Genomic DNA, 18,801 nt, shown 5'->3' on the forward strand with positions numbered 1-18,801 from the left:
ATGAATTATCAGGATGTAATACTCAAATTAAACGAGTTTTGGAAAGGCAAGGGTTGCATAATTTTACAGCCATACGATGTTGAAGCAGGCGCTGGAACGTTCCATTGGGCAACAACACTTAAGTCTTTAGACAAGAACGATTGGGCTTGCGCCTATCCTGCACCATCGAGAAGACCTACAGATGGCAGATACGGCGAGAACCCGAATAGACTTCAACATTACTACCAATACCAGGTTTTAATCAAACCATCGCCCGAAAATATTCAGGATCTATACTTAGAAAGCCTTGAGTTTTTGGGTATAAACCTAAAAGAACACGACATCAGGTTTGTTGAGGATAACTGGGAATCGCCAACACTTGGAGCATGGGGTTTAGGCTGGGAGGTCTGGCTTGATGGTATGGAGATAACCCAGTTTACATATTTTCAGCAGGTTGGGGGATACGACTTAAAACCGATACCTGTGGAGATAACCTACGGCACAGAAAGACTTGGCATGTACATACAAGGCGTGGATAATGTATTCGACATGAAATGGAACGATAAATACACATATGGATATATCCACCAACACGACGAATATGAATACTCTGTTTACAATTTCGAGGTGGCAAATACACAGATGCTGTTTAAGCTATTTGAGATGTTTGAAGAAGAGGTTGAAAACTGTCTAAAAGCAAAGTTGGTTAGACCGGCTTATGATTACTGTATGAAATGCTCACATGTGTTTAACCTACTTGATGCAAGGAATGCCATAAGCGTAACCGAAAGGGCATCCTTTATCAAAAAAGTTAGGGAGATGGTGGCAAAGGTTGCCCGTCTCTATGTGGAGGGTGAGGTATGAAACTACTATTTGAATTATTCACAGAAGAGCTCCCAACAAGCGAAATGGAGCATTTGGAGAAAGATTTTTTAGAGGCATCAAAAAAAATCCTATCCGATAAAAATATAGAGTTTAACAACCTAATATTTTACTTAACTCCTCGCAGGATGGCACTTAAGTTTGAGTTTGATGAGTTTGTAAAGGTTGAAGATAAAAAAGTTTTAGGCCCTCCAAAAAGCGTATGTTTCAAAGACGGCAAGCCCACAAAAGCATTAGAAGGCTTTTTGAAAAAAAACAATGCGACAATGGATGATATAGTTGAAGAAAAAACAAAGAAGGGCGAATACATAGCCGTCATTATAAAAGGCAAAAATGTCCAAGCAAAACCTATTGTTATACAAGCTATAGACCAGATTTTAAAAGATATTCATTTCAACAAGCAGATGCGCTGGGGTGATGGTGAGTTTGAATTTACAAGACCTGTTCATGGAGTGGTGTTTTTAATAGATAACGAGATAGTTGATTTTGAATTTAAAGGCAAAAAGGCATCCAACACAACATACGGACATAGATTTCTATCCTCAGGCAGCTTCAGAGTTGAATACGACAATTATGAATCAACATTAAAAGAAAACTTTGTAATCGTGAATCAAAACGAAAGAAGACAGCTTATACTGAACCAGTTAAAAGAATACGCAAACAAAAAAGGGGCAAAGCTGGTATATGATGAGGAGCTGTTAAATGAGGTGGTAAACCTGGTTGAATATCCCGTTATGGTTATAGGCAGATTTGAGGAGAAGTTCTTAAAACTACCCAAAGAGGTTTTAATAACATCGATGAAAGATCATCAAAGGTATTTTGCATTCACAAAAGACGGCAAACTTCTCAATGAATTTGCCGCCATATCCAATATAAAGACAGACAATATGGACCTTATAAGAGAGGGATATGAAAGGGTCTTAAGGGCGAGATTTTCCGATGCTGAGTTCTTCTTTGAGGAGGATAAAAAGCATAAGCTTGAGGAGTTTGTGCCCAAGCTAAGTCAGATGATGTTCCATGAAAAGCTGGGCAGTCAGTTAGACAGAACAAATAGGCTTGTTGGATTGGCTGAGTTTTTGGCAGAAAAACTGGGTTTTGATACAAACAAAGCAAAACGGGCTGCATACCTGTCAAAGGCAGACCTTCTAACACAGATGGTCTATGAGTTTCCCGAGCTTCAGGGTGTCATGGGTAGGGAGTATGCACTGCTAAGCTCAGAGGACAGTGAAGTTGCAACGGCCATCTACGAACAATACCTGCCAAAGGAGGATGAGATCCCACGGGGTGGGGCTGGTATCTGCTTATCCATAGCCGATAAACTGGATATCATAGTGGGAGGCTTTTTTGCAGGGCTTAAACCAACTGGGGCAAAAGACCCATACGGCTTAAGAAGGGCAGCTTTAGGCATAATAAGAACACTTATAGAAAACGGACTCTTCTTAAACCTCAGGGAAGTCCTGGAAAAATCGGCGCAGTTATACAATAAGACTATTGAGTTATACGAAATAGAAGAGTTTTTTGCAGTTAGGTTTAAAAACTATTTCAGCGACTATCCACACGATGTGCTTGAGGCTATAACATTTAAGTTTGATGACATATATGATGCATATCTCAGACTCAAAGCACTAAATGAATTCGTCGAATCAGACAAAAACAAAGAGAAGCAGTTTGCCATCAAAAGAGTTTTCAACATATTAAAGGAGTTTGAAGGCAGCAGGGTGGATGAGTCGTTATTCAACCAGGATGAGGAAAGGGCGCTATTTGATAAGGTAAAACAGCTTGAAGAGGTTGAAGCCGAATTTATATCAAAAAAGGACTATTTAGGGCTTTTGAATCAGATAACGTCAAACAAGGATGTTATAGATAATTTCTTTGATAGTGTTATGGTTATGGATAAAGACGAGAAGGTGAGAAACAACAGGCTTTCACTTCTAAATAAATTAAGAAAAATTGTTCTAAACATAGCAAACTTTAAATTTTTGGAGATTTAACAATGAGGTTGAAAAGCGGTTATGGTTTAACATTTGACGATGTATTGCTTTTGCCCAACAAATCCGAGATTTTGCCAAAAGATGTCGATGTTTCAGCTTCTCTAACCGAAAGGCTTATACTCAAAACCCCTATCATTTCTGCCGCCATGGATACGGTTACAGAGTACAGAATGGCAATAGCGATGGCACGCCATGGGGGGCTGGGAATAATACACAAGAATATGCCTATAGAGGAGCAGGTAAAACAAATCAGACGGGTTAAAAAATCTGAAAGTGGTATGATTATTGACCCTATAACTATAAGACCTGAGGCTTCAATAAACGAGGCGCTATCTTTAATGAAACAATTTCATATTTCAGGAATTCCAGTAACACTTGAGGATGGCACACTTGTAGGAATTATAACAAATAGGGATGTTCAATTTGAAAAGGATTACACAAAACCGGTAAAAGATGTAATGACAAAGGATAACCTTATTACAGCTAAAGAGGGTATAACACTGCATGAGGCAGAAGAGTATCTAAAGCAGTTCAAGGTAGAAAAACTCCCTATAGTAGACAAAAACTTCAAAATCAAGGGTTTAATAACAATAAAAGATATAAGAAAGAAAAAGGAGTACCCTAAAGCAAGTAAAGATATTCACGGAAGGCTTATGGTGGGTGCTGCAGTGGGTGCTAAGGATGGTTTTGAGCGTGCAAAAGAGCTAATAGAAGCAGGAGCAGATGTAATTGTAGTAGATTCAGCTCACGGACATTCTGTATACGTACTAAACACCGTAGAGAGAATAAAGAGCGCATTTCCCAACGTTGTTGTTATAGGTGGAAATGTGGCAACAAAGGAAGGCACAAAGGATTTAATAAATGCTGGAGCTGACATTGTTAAGATAGGCATTGGGCCGGGCTCTATTTGTACAACAAGGGTAGTTGCAGGAGTGGGAGTGCCCCAAATTACGGCCATTAGCGAATGCTCAGAAGAGGCAGCCTTAAACGACAAAAAAATCATAGCAGATGGCGGCATAAAATTTTCAGGTGACATTGTTAAGGCATTAGCTGCAGGTGCTGCTGCCGTAATGATAGGAAATCTCCTTGCAGGAACAGAAGAGTCACCTGGTGAGAGCGTTATCTATCAAGGTAGGAAGTATAAAATTTACAGAGGCATGGGCTCAATTGAGGCTATGAAAAAGGGCAGTAAAGACAGGTATTTTCAGGATGAGGTTGAGCCAGAGAAATTAGTGCCAGAGGGCGTAGAAGGCAGGGTGCCCTACAAGGGTGAGGTAGGAGATGTATTATACCAGCTTATAGGTGGGTTAAAATCCGGCATGGGATATCTTGGAGCTAAAACAATAGAAGAGCTTCAAAAGAAGGCAACATTCATCCAGATAACTGATGCTTCGCTTAAGGAAAGCCACGTTCACGATATTGTTATGACCAAGGAGCCACCTAACTACAATGTTTAAAAAAATTACGATTTTATTAGCCTTTTTTGCTATTTCTATATCGGCTTTAGGACGAGATATATATGTTTATTTTACACCTTCTTATGCTGCATTGGATGCCATAATCGATAGAATAAATTCAGCAAAAAGCTCTATAGATGTTGCTGTTTATGATTTCACTTCTCGCCCTTTGGCAAAGGCTATAATAAAAGCTAAGGCAAGAGGTGTTAAAGTAAGAATACTACTTGATAGGAAAGCAAACCAAAACAAATATAGCAAAGAAACTTTTTTAAGGAATGCAGGGATTGATGTGAGGTTGGCTATACCCCACGTAGCCTGGGATAGAGAAGGGCTCATGCACAACAAATTCGCCGTTATAGATGGAAAGGTAGTTATTACAGGCTCTGCTAACTGGACAGCAAGCGCATTCAAAATCAACGACGAAAATGTGATAATTATAAACAGAGTAGATATTGCAAATGTATATGAAAAGGAGTTTAAATACCTATGGAAGAGGAGCTTGTTAAGATAAAACGCATGATAGATGCCAATTTTAACCGCTTACGCGAAGGGCTTAGAGTCGTAGAAGATATAGCACGGTTCGTGTTAGACAACAAAAAACTAACAAAAGATTTAAAGAACCTAAGAGCGGACATAGGCCAGATTGAATCTAAGTTCGATTTTACAAGCTCAAGGGATACACAAAACGATGAAGGTAAACAGTTGAATAGCGAACTTGAACTTTCAAGAAATAGCGTGATTGATATTGTAAAAGCAAATCTAAAGAGAACAGAAGAATCCTTAAGGGTGCTTGAGGAAGCCTTTAAAATGATAGAACCTGAGATATCATTAAAAATTAAAGCCCTAAGATATAGAAGCTACGAAATTGAAAAAAATATGATGGAGAGACTAAAAAACCATGGATAAGCAAAAACTCATAAGAAACTTCTCTATAATCGCACACATAGACCATGGAAAAAGCACATTAGCTGATAGGTTGATCGAGTTCACTGGGGCTTTAGATAAGCGCGAAATGAAAGAGCAGATTCTGGATAACTTAGAGGTTGAAAGAAAACACGGAATTACAGTCAAAGCCCAGACAGCCCGTTTAGAATATGAAAAAGACGGCCAAAAATATATATTAAATATGATAGATACACCCGGACATGTGGACTTTGGCTATGAGGTATCAAAAAGCTTAAAAGCGTGTGAGGGATGCCTGCTTGTGGTTGATGCAACACAGGGTGTTGAAGCACAAACCATAGCAAATGCCTATCTTGCGATAGATAACGACCTTGAATTAATTCCCGTAATAAACAAGATAGATCTACCCAGTGCGGATATTGAAAAAACCAAATCAGAGATAGAGGATGCCCTCGGTATAGATGCCAAAGAATCCATAGAAATATCCGCAAAAAGTGGGCTGAATATAGACAAAGTAGTTGATGCAATAATAGATAGGATTCCACCACCAAAAGGGGAAAATAATGCCCCACTAAGGGCACTTGTTGTTGATTCGTGGTATGATAACTACAGAGGAGTGGTGTTTATTGTAAGGGTATTCGACGGCGAGCTCAAGGTAGGGGATAAAATACTGGTTTACTCTACAAAAAAGGAATACGATGTAGAAGAATTGGGTTTTTTTACGCCAAAATCTAAAAAAACAGATAAACTTTCAACTGGAGAGGTTGGCTATGTCATAGCAAACATAAAAAATATTCAGGATGCTACCGTGGGCGATACAATAACTTTGGCCAAAAATCCAACCGACAGGCCTTTTGAGGGCTTTCAAAAACCCAAGCCGTTTGTATTTGCAGGACTCTATCCGCTGAATCCAGAGGATTATGATGACCTGGCTGAAGCATTAGAAAAACTCCAATTAAATGATGCGTCCTTAACGGTGGAAAAAGAAAAATCAGAAAGTTTAGGTTTTGGATTTAGATGTGGTTTTTTGGGTGTTTTAAGTATGAACATAACAAGGGAAAGATTAGAGGGTGAATTTGGGCTTGATGTTGTTATGACAACCCCTAGCGTACTTTATAAGGTTGAGCTAACAAACGGCGAGACAATAGAGATATCCAATCCATCTGAGTTACCTCAGCCAACAAAGATAAAAGCAATTTATGAGCCTATGGTAGAAACAGAAATTATAACGCCGGCTGAATTTGTTGGTAATATTATAAAGTTACTTCAAGACAAAAGAGGACAGCAAAAAGAAATTTTATATATAGCAACAGATAGGGTATTAATTAAATACAAAGTACCTTTGGCTGAAATTCTGGTGGATTTTTACGATAAGCTTAAGTCCCTCTCAAGGGGTTATGCTTCATTTGATTACGAGTTTTCTGGATTTGAGGCTTCAGATTTAACAAAATTGATAATCCTCATAAACTCAAAAGAGATTGACTCTTTTTCATTAATCGTACCAAAAGAAAAAGCCTATAGGATTGCAAGGGAAGTTTTAAAAAACCTAAAACAGTACATACCAAAACAGCTATTTGAGGTAAGGCTTCAAGCTAAAGTCGGCGGCAAGATAATAGCAAAGGAAACCATAGGAGCCTTAAGAAAAGATGTTCTTGCAAAATGCTACGGCGGTGATATAACAAGAAAGAAAAAACTTCTGGAAAAACAGAAAGAAGGCAAAAAGAAGCTCAAACAATTGGGCAATGTGGGTATATCGAAAGAAGCCTTTATTAAACTTGTTGAGATAAAGGGGGATTGATGAGCCAAGACAAAAAACAGAGTAAACTGGGTGAATGGATAAAATCAATAATTATAGCCCTTATAATCGCCTTATTTATAAGAGCATTTTTTGTTGAAGCGTTTAAAATCCCATCCTCATCTATGGAACCAACGCTACTTGTTGGTGATCATGTATTGGCAAACAGGTTCATATACGGCATAAAAGTGCCCATAACAGGCAAGATGCTGATACCGATAAAGCATCCACAAAGGGGGGATGTTGTAATATTCAGGTGGCCAAAGGATAGATCAATATACTTCATAAAGCGCTGCATCGGAATACCCGGTGATACGCTAGAGATGAAAGATAAGGTTTTATACAGAAACAATAAGATGGTAAAAGAGCCGTATGTGGTACACAGAGATCCAAACATATATTCAAAAAATACAGATATATCAACATTTAAAACCATATGGGGTTCTCGTGATAATTGGGGACCAATTAAGGTGCCAAAAGGCAAATACTTTATGATGGGGGATAACAGAGACAATTCATACGATTCACGCTATTGGGGGTTCGTTCCTGAAAAAAATATCGTTGGCAAAGCATTTATAATTTATGGCTCATGGACTTTCTCTCCCTTTGAAATAAGGTTTAACAGATTCTTTAAACTTATACATTAAAAATGCCTATGAACACAGCAAATGCAATAACTATCTTTAGAATAGTTCTTGTTTTACCTATAACATTACTTCTAATTGATAACATATTTAATTGGGCTGTAGGCCTATTTTTAGTGGCAGCAATAAGCGATATAGCTGATGGGTTTATTGCAAGGAATTTTAACCAAAAAACAAAGATAGGGGCAATATTAGATCCATTGGCCGACAAACTACTATTAAACTACACATTCTTAGTTTTAACAATTAAAGGATTTATACCATTGTTCTTGCTCTCTGTTGTACTATTTAAAGATTTGACACTAATTACAGGAAGTGTTATAGAGGTTTTGAACTCACCCAACATAAACAAAATAAAAATAAAAGCCTCTATATGGGGGAAGGTTTCAACCTTTTTCCAGGTTGTAGTAATCATATTTGTGTTTTTAAGAATATTTAACATATACATAAACATACATCTTTTTAAAGCTATAGTTTATATTACATCTATCCTGGTTATAATAGCACTGTTTGACTATATAAACAAATATAGAGAAAGGATAAAGGAGGGATTCAAATGAAGATTAGCCTACAGTCAAACATAGGCGGTAAAGACAGGGAATTTAGGCTTATAGGCGGTGCAGTTTTAACACTTATTGGGTGTTTAACTAAAAATCACTGGATAAAAGCAGCTGGCTGTGTTTTTCTTGTAACAGGTATAGCAAAAAAATGCATTTTCTATGACTTTCTAAACATAAATACAAATACTTGAGAATTAGGAATTTTTTTGGTATAAGCTTTTGGCATTAAAGAAAGCGGAGGTTAAAGATGGCAAGAAGATGTGAAATATGTGGAAAAAGAGCCCAGGTAGGATACAAGGTAAGTCATTCTCACATTAGAACAAAGAAAAAGTGGAACCCAAACATACAAAGGGTTAAGGTTTATGTAGATGGTAAAGTAAAAAGAATGAACGTATGCACACAATGTCTTAAGGCAAACAAGGTGGAAAAAGCCGTGCGCTAAACCTTTATTTTTCTATCAAAAAACGGATTTTTGGTGGTTGCTGAAAGTGGAATACCGTAGGCACCACCAATTTTTTCTTTAAAATAGCCAATCTCTTTGGCCGCCTGACCAATTGATATCATTATGCGGTTATCTACACCAAATATAGAGGCAAGTTTAACAAGGCTGCCTATTGCTATACCACAATCTGTAGCACTGACAGCACACATTCCGCCTTTACTTTCGCACTCTTCACACCCAGAAAAGCCGCAAAAGCCACAATCAAAACCATGATAAAACACTTTAAACCCAATGAGGATTATGAAATCTATATTCTCAATGTTTATAGCATCTCTTTTATAGAAACTCTTGCCACCATTCTCAGTAATTTCTTTCATCCTTTGAAGTATTTTTACCTTCGTTTTATCATCTCTAACAATGTCTACCACTATATCATCTCTACCCACACTCTTTGGTGCAGTTATGGCATCGACAAGCAAAAACTTCGAGACAACGTCCAGTGCATCAGAAATTATATTCATTTTAACCCTCCATCTTTGTTTTATTTTCTACATACGCCCTTATCTTTAATAACGCCTTGGTTTTTATCTGGGAAATTCGAGACTCAGTTTTTCCTATTAAGGAAGCTATTTCTTTCATATTAAAATCCTCATAGTAGTACAAGCTCAAAACTGTAATCTCAGTTTCATTAAGGGCTTTTAAAGCTTCTTTAACTATATCTTTAAGCTCCTCTTCCTCAAGAATAGCCAGAGGGCTCTTTGATGATTTGTTTTCTATAACCTCAAGTAGAACCATATCTCCGTCATCACTACTTACTGCTTCATCTATACTCAACATGGTTGAGTTGGATTGCTTATATAAAAGCTCATTAAACTCATCTATGCTCATATCAGCTCTCTCTGCAATCTCATCATCCGTTGGATTAAAATTACCTTCACTCATAAGTTGCCTATAGGCCATATTTATTTTTTTAAGCTTATCCCTTGCATAGCGGGATACAGGATCTATACTTCTTAGTTTATCTAAAATATATCCTCTAATTTTTGTATTTGCATAAGATTTGAACTCAGAAAGACTTTTGTTCTCATCCCAATTTTCGATAGCCTTAAGTAGCCCCATCATGCCTATTTGAACAAAATCCTCCTCATCATACCCCTCAGGCATCCTAACTACAGTCTTTTTTACTATTCTTCTAACTATGGGATAATATGATTGGATTATCTCCTCTTTATCGATCATAGGTTAACTATACGCTCTCGGTTTCAGCTTCGGATTCTTCCTGCTGTTGTGTTTCCTGCTCTTGCTCCCCCTGAGATTCCTCCTGCTCCTCTTCCTGCTGAGATTCTTCCTCCTCTTTCGGTTTTATAAATTCAAGGTAGTAGAAATTAACGGCAGCAGCAGTTGCTATTCCAAAAAGATAGAATGAAACGGCGGTAAAAAACGTCTTTATAAAGGCATCAAAAAAATCAAGTCCTTTGTATGTAAAAAATAGGGTGCAGATAGCTGTTGCTACTATAGCATAGAAGGAGGAAATCCATTTAGGGTCAAGCAAAACCTCTGTTTTTTCCACTTACCCCTCCAATAGTCTATACAGTTCTTCTTCGCTTATCACGCTTACTCCATTTTGCTTAGCTTTTTTAAGCTTAGAACCCGGATTTTCACCTACAACCAGATAATCTAAATTTTTGCTAACACTATTTCTAACTATACCTCCGCGCTCTTCAATGAGCTCTTTAAAGTACTCCCGTGGTTTTGACAAAGTCCCTGTAAAAACAAAACTCTTTCCAGCAATTCTTGAGTGCTCTTTTGTTTTATCCTCAAAATGTATGCCATAATACAGGAGTTTATCTATAGTCTGAAGGTTTTTGGGCTCTGAGAAAAACGAAACAACGCTGTCTGCTATCTCTTCGCCTATACCATCTATAGCCAAAAGCTCATCCTTCGTGGCCTTTTTCAAATTCTCCAAATTCTTAAACCTCTCAGCCAACAGTTTTGCAACAAACTCGCCCACATGCCTGATACCCAGTGCGTATATAAATTTAGCAAATGTTGTGCCTTTTGAACGCTGAATAGATGAGATTAGGTTTTCCGCCAACTTTTCGCCAACCCTATCCAAGCCCATAAGGGTTTCTTTATCAAGCTCATAGATATCTGCAATATTTTTAACTATACCTTTATCCACCAATTGCTCGATGAGTTTATCACCAAATCCATCTATATTCATAGCCTTTCTTGAAACAAAGTGCTTTATGGATTCCTTCAAAACCTTTGGGCAGTTTATATTTGAACAACGATAGTAAGCCCCATCCTTCACCACTCTTGAACCGCATACAGGGCATTTCTCAGGCATTACAAACTTTTTCTCGCTGCCATCCCTTAAATCCTTAACAGGCTTTACAACCTCCGGTATCACATCTCCAGCCCTCTGAACGAACACCACATCCCCAATCCTTATATCCTTCTTCTCTATCTCGTCCATCGTATGGAGGCTTGCCCTTGAAACAACAACACCCCCTATGTTTACCGGTTCTAAAATAGCAACAGGCGTTAGAATACCAGTTCTTCCCACATTTACCTCTATATCCTTTATCTTAGTAGTAGCCTGTTGAGCAGGGAATTTAAAGGCTATAGCCCAACGGGGTGATTTTGTTGTTGCTCCAAGACTCTCTTGAAGCTCAAAGTCATCAACCTTTATAACAATACCGTCGAGTTCGTAGGGCAATGTCTCTCTTTTTATCTCAAGCTCCTTTTTGTATTCAATAGCCTCCTCTATGCCAACAACAAGCCTGTTTAGGGAACTTGTAGGAAAACCCATCTCTTTTAATGCTTCCAAGGCATCATGTTGTGATAAAATTTTTCTTTTATATCCTTCAATTTGGCGAATGTAGTACATTATCATAATAAGATTTCTCTTTGCTGTCTCCTTTGGGTCAAGCTGCCTAACTGAACCCGCAGCCGCATTCCTTGGATTAGCAAATACATTCAATCCATTCTTTAGTCTTTCCTGGTTAATCCTTTCAAACTCCTCTTTGGTTAGCAAAACCTCACCCTGCACATCTAAATACATTGGAGGAGTATCAATGGGCAAAACAAGCGGAACATTGCGAATAGTTTTTATGTTTTGGGTAACATTTTCGCCCACGTAACCGTCTCCTCTTGTAGACGCAACGGTAAGCTTACCGTTCTCATAAATCAAATCTATAGACAGTCCATCGAATTTAGGTTCTACACTATATGCTATCTTTTTATCCTCTGGTAGCTTTAAAAATCTTTTAACTTTTCTATCAAACTCCCTTATATCGTTATCATCAAATCCATCCTCAAGTGAAAGCATGGGTATTTTATGTTCAACCTTTTCAAATTTATTTAACGGGGCACCGCCAACTCTAACGGTAGGTGAGTTCTCATCATAAAACTGAGGATAGGACTCTTCTAATTCCTTTAACTCCTTAAGCATCATATCATATTCTGAATCAGAGATTATAGGGTCATCCAGTACATAATAACGATAGTTATGGTAGTGAAGTTTTTTTCTTAGCTGTTCTATCCTTTCTTTGGCTTCTCTATCATTCATCATTCCACCTCTTTAGAAAAAACCCTTTAGTAGTCTCATATTCGACATAACTAAAGTTTTCAAAGAAGTCTCCCGTATTTATATATAACCCGTTGTTGATTTTTTTAAATACCGGTGTGTGGGTATGGGCAAGAATAACAACATCTGCGCCTTTTTTTAGTTTCCTTTGGGCAAACTCAAGACATGCAGCTTCAGTACCTCTATATTTTTTAGATTTTATCCTTCTTTTGCTAAAGTTAGAAGCTTTTTGTGAAAGGTTAAATAAAAGATAAGCCGGAAGTAAATTTATAAGTGTAAGGGTAGGGCGACTCTTTAAAAATCCCCTGAATAACCTATAGAAAATATCCTTTTTGTCTATCGTATCCCCATGAGATAAAACAACTCTAAAACCGTCAATATCCTCCTCTAAAAACTCTTTTACCACATCGGCCTCAATATACCTTTTTATACCTTCAAATCTATATTCATGATTACCTTCAAACAGAACAAGCCGCCTGCTTTTGCCTATCTGGGCAAGCAAATTTATAAGCCTTAGGTGATGAGAATATACAAAACTGTCATATCCATAAAAAAACTCAAATAAGTCACCTAAAATATATATGGTATCGTAGTTTGTATACTTCTCAGATAAAAATCTGACTATTGCATCGCTTTTTGGATAGTGGGCATCAGAAACAAATAGGCACTTCATCTATATTCTTTTTTTAACACAATTTTTGCCACAATAAAACCAAATATAAAGCCACCTATATGAGCAAACCACGCAACGCCACCCATAGATTCGGATACAACGGAGAATATACCATTTAGATACTGAATAAAAAACCAGATAACTATGTAGAGCCAGGCAGGAAACCACACAAATGTAATAAAAATAAAAATAGGCAAAAGTGTAAGCACCTCAGCATGGGGAAAAAACACAAGATAAGCACCAAGCACAGCTGATATAGCACCACTTGCTCCAATTAAGGGTATTGTAGAGTGAGGTGTTATAGCCCCTTGAACTATCATAGAAACATATCCGGCTACAAGATAGAAAAATAGGTAGTTTACATGTCCGAGTCTATCCTCCACATTATCACCAAAAACCCATAAAAACCACATATTTCCAATTATATGCATAAACCCGCCGTGCAGGAACATGGAGTTAAATGCCCTGATTAAGGATGAAAAAATGTAATGGTAATCAAACAGCATAGCAGGTATAAAAGCATGCTTGTACATAAATCCCATTATATTAGGTTGTAACAACTCATAGATAAAAACAATTACGTTTATCAATATTAGGCTTATATTTACAATTGGTCTAGTGTAGGAGGGGTTGTTGTCTTTAAGTGGAAACATCGAAAACTCCCTGTCTTTTTTTATACCTTTCTACAATATACTTTATCAGAAAATAACTAACAATAGAAACTACCATCCCAAATGCAATACTACCAACAAATATATCCCAGAAAGCATTTTTTCCGTCGTGTAAATAATGCTCAAAACTAAACGGCCTTAGATTAAACCTGGAGCTATCATTCAAAATGAACGCCCCTATTTTATAATCAAGATAATAAACAGCTGGTGTAGTCCAGGGATTATTTATCCATGAACCTGTAATAGTAGCAACCTTATTTAACTTAAATAAAATAGATAAAGTAACAGCTAAAATAGTATGAAAACCAAAAAACGGGGAAATAGAGATAAAAACACCAACAGCAAATGAAGCAGCTATTTTTTTTGGACTATCCTCAAGTGATAAAATCTGTCTAAGAAGCTGCCTGTAAGAAACTTTCTTCAAACCCTTTACCTTTTACCAAAGATTTTTCTGAATAAAGAGCCTATGGTATTAGACGATAAGCGCTCGAGGGCCTCATTGGCTTTCTTATTAGATGTATCTATTTTTAAAGCCTCTTGATAGAACTTTTTGGCAGATTCTTTCAGTAATATAGCCTCATATACCTCACCTAAATACAGATAACCCTCGATATCCCATGGATTGCTTTTTACTGCCTTCTGAAAATGTTTAATGGCTTGATGGTATCTTTGTTTCTTTAAAAGTGCTATACCATAGAGCAAATTAATTTCATAACCTTCATCCACATCACATTTTATTAGGTTTAAAGTCTTCAACGCACTGTTATAATCTCCTTTTGATATGTATACATGCGCTTTTCTTACAAGCGTCTCTCTTGAATCAGATTCTGGATGTTTTCTGTCATCCAACCCCCTTGAAAACTCCTTTGACTTCAACATATTATAGGCTTGCGTAATCTCTTTGAACCGCATCTCTTTTTCATGTTTTTCCTCGTCTGTTCTGGCAGTATCTGGATGCAGCTGTTTTGCAAGCCTTAAAAAAACCTTTCTTAAATCTTCTTGGCTTATATCCCTACCAACGCCTAAAACCTCGTAAGGGTCCACTTACTCTTTGTACTCCTTAAAACGCTTTTTAAGCTTATTTAGTATATTATTCTCAAGCTGTCTAACTCTCTCTTTGCTTATGCCGTACTTTTCACCAATTTCCCTTAATGTCCTTGGCCTTCCATCATACAAGCCATATCTTAGCTTTATAATATCCTGCTCCCTTTCGGGCAATTCAGATAAAAATTTATTCACCTCTTCTATGAGAGATTTCTGAATGTGTTCATCCTCAATAGATTGCTCTTTTAGGCTTATAAGGTCACCCTTAAGAATATCCTTGTCATCGCTTACATAATCGTCCAGTGAATCAAAGTAAAAGCGGGCCAACTCTGCATTCTTTATTTCCCTTTCACTGAGATCGGAAATCTCCGAAATCTCCCCATTCATCGGCTCTTCATCAAACTTTTGCCTGTAATCTTCTTTAATGGTATCTATTTTACTAATTCTACTTTTTGCCTTTAAAGGAATTCTTATCGGTGTACTTTGTTCTGTTATGTACTTCATTATAGATTGTTTTATCCACCAAGCTGCATAAGAAATAAATTTCGTATTCCTATCCGGATCAAATTTCTTCGCTGCTTTAATCAAGCCCAAATTGCCCTCATTGATTAAATCAAGCAGAGGAATACCGAGGTTTTTATACTTCTTAGCAACACTTACAACAAACCTTAGATTATGCTTTACAAGCTTTTTTAAAGCCTCTTTATCGCCCTTTTTTATCCTCCGTCCAAGTTCCTTTTCCTCCTCCGCTGATAGAACCGGTATTTTTGATATCTCTTTAAGATAACTTGTTAAGGCGCTGCTTTCGGCTAAATCTACTTCATCATTTATAGCCAATTGCTCGTTTTTATCTATCTTTTCACTTTCCATCTAGTATATTCCTTAGCATCCTCAAGTATAATACCCTTTCCATTGAGCTCATCTCTTATTTTATCGGCAGTTTCATAGTCCTTATTCTTTCTCGCCAAAGCTCTTTGCTTTATTCTTTCTTCAACCCAATCCACATCTATACCTTCCGGTATAAACCAGCTCGCTGATGATGTATCGAAAACCCCAAGCACAGACTTTATTTTGTTCATCGATTCTAAAAATGTCTCTTTATAGGCTTTTTTAGGCTTATCACCCTCTGTTATGCTATCTAAATATTGATTAAATGTTTTAATGACAGAAAAAACCTCACCTATAGCTTTCGGCGCATTAAAGTCTTCATCCATGGCCTCTTCAAATCTCGCAAGCAAATCCTTCAGCCTTTTCTCCAAAAGCTCATCCACCTTGCCATTTTTCTCAAATTCCGTATCTTCAAGCCTTTGGATAAAGTTATAGTATCTATTCAAGGCCTCTTTGGCGGCATCTAAGCCCTCAAAGGAAAAGTCAATAGGGCTTCTGTAGTGAGTTAAAAGCAAAAAATACCTCAATGTCTGTCCATCGTATTTTTTTAATATATCCTTTATGGTAAAGAAATTACCCAAAGATTTACTCATCTTCTCCTTGTTTATCCTAACGAAGCCGTTGTGAATCCAGTATCTTGCGAACGGCTTCCCCGTTGCTGCCTCAGATTGAGCTATCTCATTCTCATGGTGAGGAAATATCAAATCCTCACCTCCACCGTGTATATCAAAGGACTCTCCAAGATACTTCATACTCATTGCAGAGCATTCTATATGCCACCCCGGTCTTCCCTCACCCCAAGGTGATTTCCATTTAGGTTCATTCTCTTTTGATCTTTTCCATAAAGCAAAATCGAGCGGGTTTTCCTTCTTGTCATTTATTTCCACTCTAGCGCCACTTTTAAGCTCATCTATATTCTTCCCAGAAAGCTTTCCATAATCTTTGAATTTTTCAACTCTATAATAAACATCCCCGTTAACCTCGTATGCGTAGCCCATATCCTGTAATTTTCTAACAAGTTCTATAATCTCATTTATATGTTCTGTGGCCTTGGGTTCAACCTCCGGCTTTGCTATGTTAAGTCTATACATGTCTTTGTAATATTCACCTATATACCTTTGAGCTATCTCATTGCAGCTTACACCTTCTTCATTGGCTCTGTTTATGATTTTATCATCGACGTCAGTAAAGTTCTTAACAAATGTTACATCATAGCCCTTAAACTTTAAATATCTATACATAACATCGAAAGCAACAGCGCTGCGTGCATGACCTATATGGCAATTATCATACACTGTAACCCCACAAACATACATTCCAACCTTGCCATTCTTAATAGGCTTAAACTCTTCCAATCTTTTACCCAACGTGTTGTAGATTTTAAGCATCTACCCTCACCTCAAAATATATTTTTGTGTTCTATCTGGAACTTCACTCAGACCGCCACTTGATGGGAAAAATACGCTTACATATTCTTTATACTGACTTGTTACTACACCTTTTCCAATAAAAATTGGTTCAGTTAAACCCTCATTAAGCCTTCCAAGTTCAACCACTTTACCTACTATATTTCTACCGATAGGCTTATCGGCCTTGAAATAGAAAAAGAAACCCAAGCCTCCTTGCAATTCACTCTGGCTAACAAATAACTGCTTAACTCCAACATCGCCAAGAGTTACGCTTTCTGGATTCTGACTAATTTCCTGATATGGATATGCTCCACTTATGACATCCTTAGGTGAAATCTCCGTTGTAGCCTTTAAGATCTCAGCTTTGTATACACCCTCTTTAAGTTTCTCTATAACCTTTATCTCTCCAATAGGCATATATGCCTCAAAATCGGATCTCACAAGATTCATATCCAGATAATTTTTAAGCTTTCTATAGACATAAACCACTTTTGGAAGCTCTTTCTTTTTTGTATGCAGATAAACTAAAGAGCCCTCCATAATTTCAATGTGATTGTATGTATCAAATGTCATCTTGGCTATAGAAAACTCATCCTCATGCCACACACATTCACCTTTCTGACATGTTGAATAGTAATTGTTGCCATCATGCCAAACAGCCGAAAGATATCTAACTTTTTGAGGTGTTTTAACTTTTTCATTTTTCTTTGAAAGCGTTGCTATCTCAAGGCCATGTTCCGTAACTTTTAGTATCTCTCCAGGGAATATGAGATCAGGATCGTTTATGTAGTTGTTGTTATACCACAACTTACCCCACAAAAACGGGTTTTTATAAAATTTCTTGGATATATCCCACAGCGTATCGTGGGGTTTTACTATGTAAAGTTCGCCATATCCATAAGCAAATCCCGAAAATAAAACAACAAAAACCAAAACAAAAAATAACCTTCTCATCCTTTCCTCCTTCTTTTTATGAGGTTAACATACCTACTGGATGGAAATTTCTTTATTAAAAGATTTTTATAATACTCCTCAAGATCCTTTTCATTCTGCTTTTTGTATATCTTTATAAGTGCAAATATAGCAGCATCTGTCTTTCCACCCTTATCCACTGACCCGTTAGGGAATTGCTCTATTATCTCCTTTAGCAATTTTATGGCCTTTCCAGTCTCATTTTGATGTATGTAGGTATATGCCAACCAATAAAGCGCATTATCATAGAGATCCGTATTCTTATAACTATTTATAAACTTACAAAAGAGCAACTCAGCTTGTTTAAAATCCTTCTTCTTGTAATATAAAAGAGCCTTTTTATAAACCTGCTTGTAATTAGTCGGTGGTAGGTGTAATTTCTTTGAAGCATTATCAATCTCATCTTTTGCTGGCACTATTGGCATATGATTGGATTTATTACCAATAGCAGAACCCTTCTCTTTCTCTTTGTTGATTTTAAAATTATTTAGGCTAACAGAGGAATTATCCATTTGGTCTTTTTCTTTTTGATTTTGAGCCACTTTATATTTTGGGTATATGTTCTTTGACTTATGCGATACATGCGTACCTTTAGACTCTTCTTGGTTTGTTAAATTATCCACAACACTGGCAGGGGGTATCTTTGCAAGTATATTACTCTCCCTTTCTTTTGCCAATCTTTCTTTTATCTTTTGAAGCTTAACTGCTATCTCATCTATCTTTTTAGAGTTCTCGTCTATTCTTTTTGAGTTGAAGTCAACCCTACCTTCTAAGAGATTCAATCTTTTTATAATTAAATTATCATCAAATCCGCATGAGGTTAGCAAAAAAGCTAAAACCGTAAATATGAAAACAAAGCGGAACATTTTACCTCCTATTTGTTGGATTTTAAAGGATAT

Annotated in this window: 22 protein-coding genes; 10 read left to right on the top strand and 12 right to left on the bottom strand. The window is 37.1% G+C overall.

Features of this window, described 5'->3' with window-relative positions:
- Genes HIPMA_RS04770 through rpmB form a run of 10 tightly spaced genes read left to right on the top strand, consistent with a single transcriptional unit; the run spans position 1 to position 8,653 of the window.
- Positions 1–843 (top strand): glycine--tRNA ligase subunit alpha, encoded by an 843-nt coding sequence (locus tag HIPMA_RS04770; RefSeq protein WP_013681934.1) that lies wholly within the window; start codon positions 1–3, stop codon positions 841–843.
- Positions 840–2,852: a glycine--tRNA ligase subunit beta gene (gene glyS / locus HIPMA_RS04775; RefSeq protein ID WP_013681935.1), complete on the top strand. Its 2,013-nt coding sequence runs from the start codon at positions 840–842 to the stop codon at positions 2,850–2,852. The genes HIPMA_RS04770 and glyS overlap by 4 nt, the downstream gene beginning before the upstream one ends.
- Positions 2,853–2,854: 2 nt before the next feature.
- Entirely contained in the window at positions 2,855–4,309 is a 1,455-nt protein-coding gene (gene guaB / locus HIPMA_RS04780) for an IMP dehydrogenase (RefSeq protein ID WP_013681936.1), read from the top strand.
- On the top strand, positions 4,302–4,820 hold the full coding sequence (locus tag HIPMA_RS04785) for a phospholipase D family nuclease (protein ID WP_013681937.1): 519 nt from the start codon (positions 4,302–4,304) through the stop codon (positions 4,818–4,820). The genes guaB and HIPMA_RS04785 overlap by 8 nt, the downstream gene beginning before the upstream one ends.
- On the top strand, positions 4,796–5,215 hold the full coding sequence (locus tag HIPMA_RS04790; RefSeq protein ID WP_013681938.1) for a hypothetical protein: 420 nt from the start codon (positions 4,796–4,798) through the stop codon (positions 5,213–5,215). Before HIPMA_RS04785 ends, HIPMA_RS04790 begins: the two co-directional genes overlap by 25 nt.
- Positions 5,208–7,010, top strand: coding sequence for a translation elongation factor 4 (lepA, locus tag HIPMA_RS04795; protein WP_013681939.1), 1,803 nt, complete (start codon positions 5,208–5,210; stop codon positions 7,008–7,010). Before HIPMA_RS04790 ends, lepA begins: the two co-directional genes overlap by 8 nt.
- Positions 7,010–7,654, top strand: coding sequence for a signal peptidase I (gene lepB, locus HIPMA_RS04800; RefSeq protein WP_013681940.1), 645 nt, complete (start codon positions 7,010–7,012; stop codon positions 7,652–7,654). The genes lepA and lepB overlap by 1 nt, the downstream gene beginning before the upstream one ends.
- 8 nt (positions 7,655–7,662) lie before the next feature.
- On the top strand, positions 7,663–8,211 hold the full coding sequence (locus tag HIPMA_RS04805; RefSeq protein ID WP_169309469.1) for a CDP-alcohol phosphatidyltransferase family protein: 549 nt from the start codon (positions 7,663–7,665) through the stop codon (positions 8,209–8,211).
- Positions 8,208–8,402, top strand: coding sequence for a YgaP family membrane protein (locus tag HIPMA_RS04810; protein ID WP_013681942.1), 195 nt, complete (start codon positions 8,208–8,210; stop codon positions 8,400–8,402). Before HIPMA_RS04805 ends, HIPMA_RS04810 begins: the two co-directional genes overlap by 4 nt.
- Positions 8,403–8,458: 56 nt before the next feature.
- A complete protein-coding gene (gene rpmB, locus HIPMA_RS04815; RefSeq protein ID WP_013681943.1) occupies positions 8,459–8,653 on the top strand; it encodes a 50S ribosomal protein L28 in 195 nt (64 codons plus the stop codon).
- On the opposite strand, the gene HIPMA_RS04820 is transcribed toward rpmB, so the two are convergent.
- From HIPMA_RS04820 to HIPMA_RS04875, 12 genes are read right to left on the bottom strand one after another with little or no spacing between them, the layout of a single operon-like run.
- Positions 8,650–9,174 (bottom strand): ferredoxin domain-containing protein, encoded by a 525-nt coding sequence (locus HIPMA_RS04820; RefSeq protein ID WP_013681944.1) that lies wholly within the window; start codon positions 9,172–9,174, stop codon positions 8,650–8,652. The genes rpmB and HIPMA_RS04820 overlap by 4 nt on opposite strands.
- A gap of 1 nt (position 9,175) precedes the next feature.
- Positions 9,176–9,892 (bottom strand): sigma-70 family RNA polymerase sigma factor, encoded by a 717-nt coding sequence (locus HIPMA_RS04825; RefSeq protein ID WP_013681945.1) that lies wholly within the window; start codon positions 9,890–9,892, stop codon positions 9,176–9,178.
- 7 nt (positions 9,893–9,899) lie between these two features.
- Positions 9,900–10,223, bottom strand: coding sequence for a hypothetical protein (locus tag HIPMA_RS04830; protein WP_013681946.1), 324 nt, complete (start codon positions 10,221–10,223; stop codon positions 9,900–9,902).
- Positions 10,224–12,227, bottom strand: a complete 2,004-nt coding sequence (gene ligA / locus HIPMA_RS04835) for an NAD-dependent DNA ligase LigA (protein ID WP_013681947.1) — start codon at positions 12,225–12,227, stop codon at positions 10,224–10,226.
- Positions 12,220–12,918 carry a UDP-2,3-diacylglucosamine diphosphatase gene (locus tag HIPMA_RS04840; protein ID WP_013681948.1) on the bottom strand — a complete coding sequence of 233 codons (699 nt, stop codon included), beginning with the start codon at positions 12,916–12,918 and terminating at the stop codon, positions 12,220–12,222. Before HIPMA_RS04840 ends, ligA begins: the two co-directional genes overlap by 8 nt.
- Positions 12,915–13,571 (bottom strand): rhomboid family intramembrane serine protease, encoded by a 657-nt coding sequence (locus HIPMA_RS04845; protein WP_013681949.1) that lies wholly within the window; start codon positions 13,569–13,571, stop codon positions 12,915–12,917. Before HIPMA_RS04845 ends, HIPMA_RS04840 begins: the two co-directional genes overlap by 4 nt.
- A complete protein-coding gene (locus HIPMA_RS04850; RefSeq protein WP_013681950.1) occupies positions 13,558–14,013 on the bottom strand; it encodes a DUF2062 domain-containing protein in 456 nt (151 codons plus the stop codon). Before HIPMA_RS04850 ends, HIPMA_RS04845 begins: the two co-directional genes overlap by 14 nt.
- A gap of 5 nt (positions 14,014–14,018) precedes the next feature.
- Positions 14,019–14,633, bottom strand: a complete 615-nt coding sequence (locus tag HIPMA_RS04855; RefSeq protein ID WP_013681951.1) for a J domain-containing protein — start codon at positions 14,631–14,633, stop codon at positions 14,019–14,021.
- On the bottom strand, positions 14,634–15,503 hold the full coding sequence (locus tag HIPMA_RS04860) for a sigma-70 family RNA polymerase sigma factor (protein ID WP_013681952.1): 870 nt from the start codon (positions 15,501–15,503) through the stop codon (positions 14,634–14,636).
- Entirely contained in the window at positions 15,485–16,909 is a 1,425-nt protein-coding gene (gene cysS, locus HIPMA_RS04865; protein WP_013681953.1) for a cysteine--tRNA ligase, read from the bottom strand. The genes HIPMA_RS04860 and cysS overlap by 19 nt, the downstream gene beginning before the upstream one ends.
- Before the next feature lie 6 nt (positions 16,910–16,915).
- Positions 16,916–17,884 (bottom strand): LysM peptidoglycan-binding domain-containing protein, encoded by a 969-nt coding sequence (locus HIPMA_RS04870; RefSeq protein ID WP_013681954.1) that lies wholly within the window; start codon positions 17,882–17,884, stop codon positions 16,916–16,918.
- Positions 17,881–18,768: a tetratricopeptide repeat protein gene (locus HIPMA_RS04875; protein ID WP_013681955.1), complete on the bottom strand. Its 888-nt coding sequence runs from the start codon at positions 18,766–18,768 to the stop codon at positions 17,881–17,883. Before HIPMA_RS04875 ends, HIPMA_RS04870 begins: the two co-directional genes overlap by 4 nt.
- Between the last annotated feature and the right edge of the window lie 33 nt (positions 18,769–18,801).

This window comes from Hippea maritima DSM 10411, assembly GCF_000194135.1.
Lineage (GTDB): Bacteria > Campylobacterota_A > Desulfurellia > Desulfurellales > Hippeaceae > Hippea > Hippea maritima.

Coding starts and splice junctions, on each gene's coding strand:
- glyS (WP_013681935.1), top strand. CDS start 840: ATGAAACTACTATTTGAATTATTCACAGAAGAGCTCCCAACAAGCGAA.
- HIPMA_RS04875 (WP_013681955.1), bottom strand. CDS start 18,768: ATGTTCCGCTTTGTTTTCATATTTACGGTTTTAGCTTTTTTGCTAACC.
- HIPMA_RS04870 (WP_013681954.1), bottom strand. CDS start 17,884: ATGAGAAGGTTATTTTTTGTTTTGGTTTTTGTTGTTTTATTTTCGGGA.
- HIPMA_RS04825 (WP_013681945.1), bottom strand. CDS start 9,892: ATGATCGATAAAGAGGAGATAATCCAATCATATTATCCCATAGTTAGA.
- lepB (WP_013681940.1), top strand. CDS start 7,010: ATGAGCCAAGACAAAAAACAGAGTAAACTGGGTGAATGGATAAAATCA.
- HIPMA_RS04810 (WP_013681942.1), top strand. CDS start 8,208: ATGAAGATTAGCCTACAGTCAAACATAGGCGGTAAAGACAGGGAATTT.
- lepA (WP_013681939.1), top strand. CDS start 5,208: ATGGATAAGCAAAAACTCATAAGAAACTTCTCTATAATCGCACACATA.
- HIPMA_RS04845 (WP_013681949.1), bottom strand. CDS start 13,571: ATGTTTCCACTTAAAGACAACAACCCCTCCTACACTAGACCAATTGTA.
- HIPMA_RS04805 (WP_169309469.1), top strand. CDS start 7,663: ATGAACACAGCAAATGCAATAACTATCTTTAGAATAGTTCTTGTTTTA.
- ligA (WP_013681947.1), bottom strand. CDS start 12,227: ATGAATGATAGAGAAGCCAAAGAAAGGATAGAACAGCTAAGAAAAAAA.
- HIPMA_RS04860 (WP_013681952.1), bottom strand. CDS start 15,503: ATGGAAAGTGAAAAGATAGATAAAAACGAGCAATTGGCTATAAATGAT.
- HIPMA_RS04840 (WP_013681948.1), bottom strand. CDS start 12,918: ATGAAGTGCCTATTTGTTTCTGATGCCCACTATCCAAAAAGCGATGCA.
- HIPMA_RS04790 (WP_013681938.1), top strand. CDS start 4,796: ATGGAAGAGGAGCTTGTTAAGATAAAACGCATGATAGATGCCAATTTT.
- guaB (WP_013681936.1), top strand. CDS start 2,855: ATGAGGTTGAAAAGCGGTTATGGTTTAACATTTGACGATGTATTGCTT.
- HIPMA_RS04770 (WP_013681934.1), top strand. CDS start 1: ATGAATTATCAGGATGTAATACTCAAATTAAACGAGTTTTGGAAAGGC.
- rpmB (WP_013681943.1), top strand. CDS start 8,459: ATGGCAAGAAGATGTGAAATATGTGGAAAAAGAGCCCAGGTAGGATAC.
- cysS (WP_013681953.1), bottom strand. CDS start 16,909: ATGCTTAAAATCTACAACACGTTGGGTAAAAGATTGGAAGAGTTTAAG.
- HIPMA_RS04785 (WP_013681937.1), top strand. CDS start 4,302: ATGTTTAAAAAAATTACGATTTTATTAGCCTTTTTTGCTATTTCTATA.
- HIPMA_RS04820 (WP_013681944.1), bottom strand. CDS start 9,174: ATGAATATAATTTCTGATGCACTGGACGTTGTCTCGAAGTTTTTGCTT.